This is a genomic window from Cupriavidus basilensis (assembly GCF_029335485.1).
Classification (GTDB): domain Bacteria; phylum Pseudomonadota; class Gammaproteobacteria; order Burkholderiales; family Burkholderiaceae; genus Cupriavidus; species Cupriavidus basilensis_E.
The window spans coordinates 1-9231 of sequence record NZ_JARJLM010000693.1; the positions used below are offsets into that span (position 1 = coordinate 1).

Annotated in this window: 10 protein-coding genes; all 10 read right to left on the bottom strand. The window is 70.4% G+C overall.

The genetic code is table 11. The features are described from left to right. On the bottom strand, window positions 1-289 hold a 289-nt coding region (locus tag P3W85_RS42900; protein WP_276269286.1), incomplete at its 3' end, for an acyl-CoA dehydrogenase family protein. Between the two features lie 14 nt (window positions 290-303). Next, a complete protein-coding gene (locus P3W85_RS42905; protein ID WP_276269287.1) occupies window positions 304-1179 on the bottom strand; it encodes an SDR family oxidoreductase in 876 nt (291 codons plus the stop codon). 50 nt (window positions 1180-1229) lie between these two features. Beyond that, window positions 1230-2381 carry an acetyl-CoA C-acetyltransferase gene (locus P3W85_RS42910; protein WP_276269288.1) on the bottom strand — a complete coding sequence of 384 codons (1152 nt, stop codon included), beginning with the start codon at window positions 2379-2381 and terminating at the stop codon, window positions 1230-1232. Between the two features lie 14 nt (window positions 2382-2395). After that, window positions 2396-3496 carry an acyl-CoA dehydrogenase family protein gene (locus P3W85_RS42915; protein WP_276269289.1) on the bottom strand — a complete coding sequence of 367 codons (1101 nt, stop codon included), beginning with the start codon at window positions 3494-3496 and terminating at the stop codon, window positions 2396-2398. Between the two features lie 50 nt (window positions 3497-3546). Further along, entirely contained in the window at window positions 3547-4716 is a 1170-nt protein-coding gene (locus P3W85_RS42920) for an acyl-CoA dehydrogenase family protein (RefSeq protein WP_276269290.1), read from the bottom strand. 9 nt (window positions 4717-4725) lie between these two features. Then, a complete protein-coding gene (locus P3W85_RS42925; protein WP_276269291.1) occupies window positions 4726-5544 on the bottom strand; it encodes an enoyl-CoA hydratase family protein in 819 nt (272 codons plus the stop codon). Between the two features lie 12 nt (window positions 5545-5556). Beyond that, window positions 5557-6693: an NAD(P)H-dependent flavin oxidoreductase gene (locus P3W85_RS42930; protein ID WP_276269292.1), complete on the bottom strand. Its 1137-nt coding sequence runs from the start codon at window positions 6691-6693 to the stop codon at window positions 5557-5559. Further along, window positions 6690-7580, bottom strand: a complete 891-nt coding sequence (locus tag P3W85_RS42935) for an enoyl-CoA hydratase (RefSeq protein WP_276269293.1) — start codon at window positions 7578-7580, stop codon at window positions 6690-6692. The genes P3W85_RS42930 and P3W85_RS42935 overlap by 4 nt, the downstream gene beginning before the upstream one ends. An 8-nt stretch (window positions 7581-7588) precedes the next feature. Beyond that, window positions 7589-8392 carry a CoA-transferase subunit beta gene (locus tag P3W85_RS42940; protein ID WP_276269294.1) on the bottom strand — a complete coding sequence of 268 codons (804 nt, stop codon included), beginning with the start codon at window positions 8390-8392 and terminating at the stop codon, window positions 7589-7591. Window positions 8393-8418: 26 nt separating this feature from the next. Continuing rightward, on the bottom strand, window positions 8419-9231 hold an 813-nt coding region (locus tag P3W85_RS42945; RefSeq protein ID WP_276269295.1), incomplete at its 5' end, for a CoA transferase subunit A.

The following is a 9231-nucleotide window of genomic DNA, read 5'->3' on the forward strand; positions in this document are numbered from 1 at the left end:
TGGCCGACCAGTACGGCACGCAAGCCAGCCGTTGGCCCATCTGCTCCATCAGCAGCGCCAGCTCGACCGCGCCCAGCCCGGTGCCGCCAGCCGTTTCCGGCAGGGCGATGCCGCACCAGCCCAGCTCGCCGGCGATTTCCCGCCAGAGCGCGGTGTCGTGGCCTTCATGCGCCGTGCCCGCAACCGCGTCCACCACGCGCCGGACCGCCGCCGAATCGCTGCGCACGGCCAGGAGGTCGCGTGCGGTGTCGCGGATCATCTGTTGTTCCAGGGAGAGCGTGAAGCGCATCGTCCGTCCCCGCCTCAGGTGCCATAGACACGTTGCGCCGGCTCGGCGCGGGCGAGCAGCGCGTCGATCGCGCCGCTCAACTCCGCAGGCTGCCAACGCGTGCCCTTGTCCGTACTCGCGCCGGTGCGCCAGCCGTCCGCCACCGCGACCATGCCGCCCGCCGCCTCGAACATGCGGCCAGTGACGTGGCGTGAAGCCGGGCTGCCGAGCCAGACCACCAGCGGCGCGATATTGGCCGGATCGTAGTAGTCGAAGCCTTCCGCCGGTGCCTTCATCATCTCGGCGAACACGCCTTCGGTCATGCCGGTGCGGGCCGCTGGCGCGAGCGCGTTGGCGGTAACGCCATAGCGCTCCAGTTCCGCCGCCTGCACCAGCGTCAGCGCGGCAATGCCGGCCTTGGCGGCGGCATAGTTGGACTGGCCCACCGAGCCTCGCAGCCCCGCGCCGGAGCTGGTGTTGACGATGCGCGCATCGACGGGCCGCCCGGCTTTGGCCGCGTCGCGCCAGTGCCGGGCCAGCAGGTTGGCCAGGCAGAAGTGGCCGCGCAGGTGCACGCGCATCACCTCGTCCCAGTCCGCCTCGCTCAGGCCGACGAACATGCGGTCGCGGCAGACGCCGGCATTGTTGACCAGCACGTGCACCTCGCCGAACGCCGCCAGCGCGGCATCGACGATGCGCTGGGCCGTGGCCAGTTGCGTGATATCGTCGCCGCTGGCGAGCGCCTGCCCGCCCTGCGCGCGGATCTGCGCGCATACCGCTTCGGCCGCCTCGCGGCGAATATCGTTGACCACCACGCTGGCGCCTTCGGCGCCGAAGGCCAGCGCATAGGCGCGCCCCAGGCCGCCGCCGGCGCCGGTGATGATGACGGTCCGTCCGTCGCAGATTCCCATGTCGCTACTCCCCTGTCTTGTTGCTTGCACCGACGCGCCGGGAACCCGGCTCACAGGCGCTCGATGATGGTGACGTTGGCCAGGCCGCCGCCCTCGCACATGGTCTGCAGGCCGTAGCGGCCGCCGGTGCGCTCCAGTTCGTGCAGCAGCGTGGTCATCAGCCGCGCGCCGGTGGCGCCGAGCGGATGCCCCAGCGCGATGGCGCCACCGTTCGGGTTGGTGCGCTCGGCCGGGTAGCCGGTCTCGGCCAGCCAGGCCATCGCCACCGAGGCGAACGCCTCGTTGATCTCCACCACGTCGATGTCTTCCCAGCGCAGGCCGCTGCGCGCCAGCGCACGCTTGGTGGCGGGAATGGGCGCGGTCAGCATCCACAGCGGGTCGTCACCCATCACGCTCATATGGGCGATGCGGGCGCGCGGCGTGAGGCCGTAGCGCTTGAGCGCGTCTTCGGACACCACCAGCAGTGCCGCCGCCGCGTCCGCGGTCTGGCTGGAGACCGCGGCGGTCAGCGCGCTGCCGGGCATCAGCGGTTCGAGCGAGGCCATCTTGGCGAGCGTGGTGTCGGGCCGCGGCGTCTCGTCGTGGACCACGCCTTCCAAAGGCACGATCTCGCGCTGGAAGCGGCCGCTCTCGATGGCCGCGGCGGCGCGCTGGTGGCTCTGCAGCGCATAGGCTTCCATTGCCTCGCGCGATAGGTTCCAATGCTCGGCGATACGCTGGGCCGCATGAAACTGCGACACCGGCTGGCCGCCGAAACGCGCCTGCCAGCCCTTGCTGCCGGAGAACGGATCGGAAAAACCGAGCGCCTGCCCGGCCAGCATGGCCGACGAGATCGGGATCTGCGTCATGGTCTGCACGCCGCCGGCGACCACCACGTCCTGGTTGCCGCTCATCACCGCCTGCGCGGCAAAGTGCACGGCCTGCTGGGACGAGCCGCACTGGCGATCCACCGTCACGCCGGGCACGGCGAGCGGCAGGCCAGCGGCCAGCCAGGCGCTGCGGGCGATATTGCCGGCCAGCGGCCCGATGGTGTCGACGCAGCCGAACACCACGTCGTCGTACTCCTCGGCCGGGATGGCATTGCGGCCGACCAGCTCGGCCAGCACGAAGCCGCCCAGGTCGGCGCCGTGCAGGTGTGCCAGGCCGCCCTTGCGGCGTCCGGTCGGGGTGCGCAGCGCGTCGACGATATATGCGTCTCTCATGGTCATTCCGCCTGTCAAAGGGTTGATGCGAGGTTGGCTGTGGTGGCAAAGGTGGTGCCCGCGCCGATCGGCACGGCTGCCCCGAGGATGTGCGCGTCCACGCGCGCCTTGTGGAAGGCACGGTCGCCCCAGCTATCCGCCAGGGCCCAGGCGCGCTTCATGAATATCTGCAGGTCCAGCTCCCAGGTGTAGCCCATCGCGCCGTGCACCTGCATGGTGTGGCGTGCCGTCAGCAGCGCGGCGCGCGTGGCGGCCAACAGCGCGTGCGACACATGCAGCCCGGCGGTTTGATGGCCGTGCGCCAGCGCGCAGGCGGCGCGATACACCACCGGCTTGGCGAACTCGAGCTGGATGGCGACATCCGCCAGCAGGTGCTTGAGCGCCTGGTTGGCGCCGATGGCCTTGCCGAACTGCTTGCGCTGGACGCTGTAGTCGATGGCGATATCCAGCATGCGCTGCGTCAGGCCGAGCATCTGCGCGGCGACGCCGAGCGCCCCACGGTTGAGCGCGGCTTCCCACACGGGCTTCGCGGCCGTGGCAGGCAGCAGCAGGCTGCCCTCGTCCGGCGCCCAGCCGAGCGCGTATAGCCGGCGCGACGGATCGAGGCTGGCATGCGCGGCGAGCCTGGCCTGCACCGGCAGCACCAGGTGCAGCGCGCCGCGGTGCTCGCACAGGATGGCGGCGGCGACATGGGCGTCGGCCACCAGGGCCTGGCCCGGATGCGCCACGGCCAAGCGCGCGCTGCCGTCGGCGATGCGGCTCAGACAGCCTGCGCAGCGTTCGCGGATGGTGACGTCCCGCGTGGCGGCGTGGCAGTCCGACAGCATGCCGGCTGCCACCAGCGCGGTGTCCAGCAGCGGCTCGGCCAGGGCGAAGTAGCCGCACTCCTGCGCCAGCGGCGCCCATTCGGTTTCGGACAGGCCCAGGCCGCCGCAAGCCTCCGGCACCAGCACGGCGGTCAGGCCCTGCCCGGCCAGCCCCTGCCATAGGGCGTCGGAGCGGCCGCTGGCGCTGCTCCATTGTTCCCGCGTCAGCTCCGGCGTCGCTTCGGTCATCAGGAAGCGCCTGATCGAATCGACGAACTGCTGCTGCTCTTCGTTAAATGCGAATTCCATCGTGGTTCACGGTTGGGTCGGGGACGGTGCCGGACTGTCTGCCGCCGCGCTCAGGCGCGCGGCATTCCCAGCATGCGTTCGGCGACGATGTTGCGCTGGATCTCGTTGGTGCCCGCATAGATCGGCCCGGCCTGCGCGAACAGGAAGCCGTCCAGCCAGGCACCGAGCGTGCCTTGTGTGGCGTCCGCCGCGGACACCAGCTCGCCCCGCTGGCCGAGAATCGCCAGCGCGGTCTCGTGCATGCGGATGTCCAGCTCCGACCAGAACACCTTGTTGGTGCTGGACTCCGCGCCGATATGCCCACCCTTGAGCAGGCGGCTGGCGGTAGCGTAGGTGGACAGCGCATAGGCCTCGGCGTCCATCCAGGCCCGCGTGACCGCGTCGCGCAATGCAGGGTCGCGGTCGGCCTGTTCCCGGTGTTCGAGATAGAGCTCGACCAGCGCCTTCGCGGTCTCCTGGAAGCGCGCCGGAGAGCGCAGCATCAGCCCGCGCTCGAAGCCGGCGGTGGCCATCGCCACCTGCCAGCCGGCACCCTCCGCCGCCAGGCGGTTCTCCACCGGCACCCGCACCTCGTCGAAAAAGATCTCGGCGAAGCCGGTCAGGCCGTTCAGCTGGCGGATGGGACGCACCGTGATGCCGGGCGTATCCAGCGGCATCAGCAGGAAGGTCAGGCCATGGTGGCGCGACGAGCCGGGATCGGTGCGGAACAGGCCGAACAGCCAGTCGGCCCAGACCGCGCGGGTCGACCAGATCTTCTGCCCATTGAGCACGTACTCGTCGCCCTGCCGGATGGCGGTGCAGCGGATAGCGGCCATGTCGGAGCCCGCGTTCGGCTCCGACCAGCCCTGTGCCCACACGTGCTCGCCGGCGGCCATGCGCGGCAGGAAACGCGCCTGCTGCTCCGGCGTGCCGAACTCCATCAAGGTCGGCCCGAGCAGGAAGATGCCGTTCTGGTTGACGCGCATCGGCGCGCCGGCCCGCCAGTACTCCTCCTCGAAGATCAGCCATTCGATCAGGTCGCAGCCGCGTCCGCCCAGCTCCTTGGGCCAGGTGACCATGCTCCAGCGGCCTTCGTACAGGGTGCGCTCCCAGGCGCGATGCTGCGCGAAGCCTGCGGCGGTGTCGAAGCTGGCCAACGGCGCGCGCGGCACGCGTTCGGCCAGCCAGGCGCGGATCTCGGCGCGGAAGGCCTGCTGGCGTTCGGTGTATTCGAGATGCATCTGGCAACCTCAGGCGTTGACGGTGGGAGCCTGCGCCGCGAAGCGCGCCTCGCGCCCTTCCACGAAAGCGGCACGCGCCTCGTCGGAATCCGCGCTCATATAGGCTTGCAGCGTGAAGCCCTGCTCCCAGCGGTACTTGTCCTCGAGGTTGCCGTCCTCGACGCCGTTGAGCGCCTCCTTGGCCAAGCGCACCATGGCCGGGCTTTTCTGCGCGATGCGCTGCGCCATCGCCAGCGCGGTATCGCGCAGTGCCGCGCGCGGCACCACCCGCTCAACCGCGCCCAGGCGATAGGCTTCGGCGGCGTCGATCATGTCGCCGGTGAAATACATCGCCCGCACTTTCTGCACGCCGAACATGCGCTGCAGGTGGGCACCGCCGCCCATGGCGCCACGGTCGATCTCCGGCACCCCGAAGCGCGCGCACTCGGCGGCGATCAGGATATCGGCCGCGCCGCAGATGCCGATACCCCCGCCGAGCACGAAGCCGTGCACCGCCGCGATAACGGGCTTGGGATTGCGGTGGACCGCGCGGAAGGTGGCGTGGTTGCCGGCGTTGACCTCCACGATGCGCTGCGGGTGAGCCGCCAGCTCCTTGATGTCGACCCCGGCGCAGAAGCCGCGCCCCTCGCCGCGCAGCACGATCACGCGCACGGCGTCATCCTGCCCGAGCTGCTCGATGGCCGCTGCCAGCGCATGCCAGCCCGCGCTGTCCAGCGCGTTGACCGGGGGGTGGGTGATAACCAGCTCCGCCACGCCGTCCCGCACTTCGATGTGGAAGGGCCCGGCACCGTCCTGTGCTACGGGCTCGCTTGATCTCGTCGTTGTCATGAACGTCTGCCTTCAATGGATGGCTTGGATGGGATTACGGCGGTCCGGCCTTGCGCTGGCCGGACCCGCCAGGTTGCCTTCCGGCGCCTGCCCGGCCAGGGTGGCCAGGCGTGCCTGCGCCTGCGCAACCATGCGGGCCACGATCTGTTCGCAGGATTCGATGGCGCCAATGGCCGCTGCGGCCTGTCCGCTCGGCAGCACGCCTTCGTCGGGATGGCCTTCGACCATGGCGCGCTGGATCAGCACGGGCGCGTTGGCCGCCATCAGCGTCTGCGCCGCGGTGTAGTCGTGCTGGCGCAGCGCCTGCCAGGCGGTCCCCAGCATCTGCGCGAGGCCCATGCCGCTGTGCCGGCGCCACTGGCGGGCGGTGGCCAGCGCCATCAGCGTGCGGCGCAGTGGCCCGGCCTGCTCCAGCGCCAGCAGCAAGCGGTTGTCGATCATGCGCTGGGGCAAGCCGTCGATGGCGAGCGAGACGCGGACCTGCGCCGCGTCCCTGACCGCCAGGTAGCGCGCCAGCGTCTGCGCCGGCACCGGCGACTCGCTGGACATCAGGAAGCGCGTGCCCATGGCGATCCCCGCCGCGCCGTAGGCGAGCGCCGCCGCCAGCCCGCGGCCATCGAAGAAGCCGCCTGCGGCCACCACCGGTACCGCCACCTCGTCCAGCACCTGCGGCAGCAGCAGCGTGGTGGGCGTGCCTCCCGTATGCCCGCCGCCCTCGCCGCCCTGCACGGTCACCACGTCGGCGCCCAGCTCGACGGCCTTGGCGGCGTGCCTGGCCGCGCCCACGGTGGGCATGCACACCACGCCCGCGGCCTTGAGCCGGCCGATCATGGCGGCGTCCGGCCCGCGCCCGTAGCTGACCGCGCGCAGCCGGTGGCGGATGGCCATCTCGACCACCTCGTCGGCGTTGGGCTGGAACATATGGAAGTTGATGCCGAACGGCTGGGCGGTGAGCGCCTTGACCCGCAGGATCTCTTGCTCGACAGCGCCCGGCTCGATGGTGGCGCCGGCCAGGAAGCCGAAGGCCCCGGCATTGCCGGTGGCGGCCACCAGCCGGGCATCGGCCACCCAGCCCATGGCGGTCTGCACGATCGGGTAACGGCAGCCCAGCAAGTCGCACAGCGCGGTGTGCAGGGGCGCCGCGCTCATGCCGCCTTCTCCTCGCCGGTGCGTTGCGACGCCGCCATGGCGCGCGCGTCGAAGCCGCCCAGCTTGTCGCCGCTGACCAGTTCGTTGTGGGCGTGGGCGAAGTGATGCCAGGCAAAGGCGGCATCCATGGCCGCGCGCTTGCCCTGCAGCTCTTCCACGTGGTTGATGGCCTGCTTGGTGAGGGTCAGGCCCAGCCGCGGCATCTGCGCGATCTTGGCCGCCATGCCCTGCGCGGTGGCATCCAGCGCCGCGCGCGGCACCACGCGGTTGACCATGCCCATCTGGTACGCGCGCTGGGCCTCCATGCGCTCGCCCATGAAGAGGAATTCCTTGGCGATGCGCGGGTTGAGTTCATAGGCATGCGCGAAGTACTCGACGCCCGGAATCCCCATGCGCACCACCGGATCGGCGAAAAACGCATCGTCCGACGCCACGATCAGGTCGCACACCCAGGCCAGCATCAGGCCGCCGGCAATGCAGGCACCGTGCACCATGGCAATGGTTGGCTTGGGCAGGTCGCGCCAGCGGCGGCACATGCCAAGGTAGACCTCCTGCTCGCGGGCGTAGAGCATCTCGCCGCCCGGCTTGCCCACATGATCGTACCAGAGCGAGGCGCGCTCGAACGACTCGCCGATATCGCGCCCCGGGGTGCCGATATCGTGCCCGGCCGAGAAGTGCTTGCCGGCGCCGCGCAGGATCACGACCTTGACCGCGTCGTCCCCCGCCGCGCGCCGAAACGCCTCGTCCAGCGCGTAGGTCATCCTGGAATTCTGCGCGTTGTGGTACTGCGGCCGGTTCATGGTGACGGTGGCCACGCCGTCGGCCGCCTCGAAGAGCACCTCGGCGTTGGGGCCCAGCCCAAGGGGTGCGGTGGCTTGCGATGACATGGTGTTCCTCACGCGACGCGGACGGCCGGGTTGTCGCGCACGATGGTGGCACGCAGGTTGTGCGGATCGAGCCGGACGATGACGGCCAGTTCCTCCGCGGTGGGCGCGGCGGTCTCCGGCAGTGTTTCCCCGGATGCGTTGGCCAGTGCGAAGCCTGTGGCCGCCCGCACCTGTTCCAGGCTCACGCCCGGATGCAGCGAGCGCACGCGGATGGCGTGGTCCGGTCCGGTGAAGTCCATCACGCACAGGTCGGTCACGATCACCCGCAGGTCGACAAAGCTGCGCATGCCTTCGATCTGGCGTGCCGGGTTATAGCCCACGCTGCACACCATGTCGACCTCGCCGGCGACAAAGGCACGCGGGCTATGCGCCGGGACAAAGAAGGAATTGGCGTGGTTGATGCTGTTGCCGGGAAAGCCGCGCGCGCCGAGCAGCTGTTTCTTCGGCTGCGCATGGGTACCGCCGAGCATGGAGATATTGGCCTGGCCGAAGCGGTCGACCTGGGTGGGCATCACCAGTGCATGCCGGCGTCCGCCCCACAGGCAGTCGAACACGCGCGCATAACCCATCCAGCCGCTGGCGCGCACCTTGAAGCCCGGCTCGCGACGCCCGAGCGGCACCGGCTCTTCCACCAGGTAGGCCTCGCCGTCGGTCAGCATCAGGCCGGGGTTGTGCAGCAGCCGGGCCAGCCCGGCCGCGATGCGCGGGCCGGTGCCGATGCCGGTGGCCATGACCTCGCCGTCGTCGCGCCAGGCCCGGGCCGCGGCGGCGATCATCAGTTCGGCGAGAGTGAATTGTCGAGTGGGGCTCACGATGGCTCCTTCTCCTTGTGACGGGTTCAAAGGACCGGCAACGGCAGGTCCAGCACGTGGCCCATGCCGCCGACCTTGTCCAGGTAGCTGGCTTCGGTATCGCCGATCACGTCCTTGCGGTAGGTGGCGAAGCCCGCCTCCTGCTCGGCGCTGGCGCAGTAGGCCTTCAACTGCGGCAGGTCAAAGCCATAGGCAGGCCCGCAGGAAGTGGGATGCGCTCCGCCCGGCACGTGCACCACACCGCTGACCAGCGCACGCTCGAAGGGGTTGTTGCGGGCCCGCGCCAGGTCTTCGTCCTCCAGCCGGTCATGCAGGACCTCGCAGCTCACATAGCAATGGCCCGCCGCGCGCGCGAACCATTCGTCGAAGAAGGGATCCGGGCCGTCGATGCGGGTATTGCCCAGCACATCGCTCTCGTTGACGTGCAGCAGCGCGGCGTCCAGTGGAATAGCCGGCATCGCCAGCAGCACCTCGCCATCGGCGTAGGGCGAGCGCACGGTCTTGAGCTGGGGGCCGTGAGCCAGTACATCGGTCCCGAGCCCGGCCCGCGTCGGCAGGAACGGCAGGCGCGCGGCGGCGGCGCGCAGCCCCAGTTGCAGCATGCCCTCGTCGAGCTCCCACACGTCGATTTCCCCACGCTCGCGAGCCGCGCGGAAATGCGGCTCCAGCGGGATCACGTCGAGCGAGACGAAGCCGAACACCACCTTGCGCACCTTGGCCGCGGCGCACAGCATGCCGACCTCCGGGCCGCCGTAGGCCACCACGGTGAGGTCCTTCAGCGGCGAGCGCAGGATCTCCCGCACCAGCGCCATCGGCTTGCGGCGCGGGCCCCAGCCGCC

Excerpts from the sequence above, each read along its gene's own strand:
- P3W85_RS42910 (WP_276269288.1), bottom strand. The coding sequence starts at position 2,381 with ATGAGAGACGCATATATCGTCGACGCGCTGCGCACCCCGACCGGACGC.
- P3W85_RS42925 (WP_276269291.1), bottom strand. The coding sequence starts at position 5,544 with ATGACAACGACGAGATCAAGCGAGCCCGTAGCACAGGACGGTGCCGGG.
- P3W85_RS42905 (WP_276269287.1), bottom strand. The coding sequence starts at position 1,179 with ATGGGAATCTGCGACGGACGGACCGTCATCATCACCGGCGCCGGCGGC.
- P3W85_RS42930 (WP_276269292.1), bottom strand. The coding sequence starts at position 6,693 with ATGAGCGCGGCGCCCCTGCACACCGCGCTGTGCGACTTGCTGGGCTGC.
- P3W85_RS42935 (WP_276269293.1), bottom strand. The coding sequence starts at position 7,580 with ATGTCATCGCAAGCCACCGCACCCCTTGGGCTGGGCCCCAACGCCGAG.
- P3W85_RS42915 (WP_276269289.1), bottom strand. The coding sequence starts at position 3,496 with ATGGAATTCGCATTTAACGAAGAGCAGCAGCAGTTCGTCGATTCGATC.
- P3W85_RS42920 (WP_276269290.1), bottom strand. The coding sequence starts at position 4,716 with ATGCATCTCGAATACACCGAACGCCAGCAGGCCTTCCGCGCCGAGATC.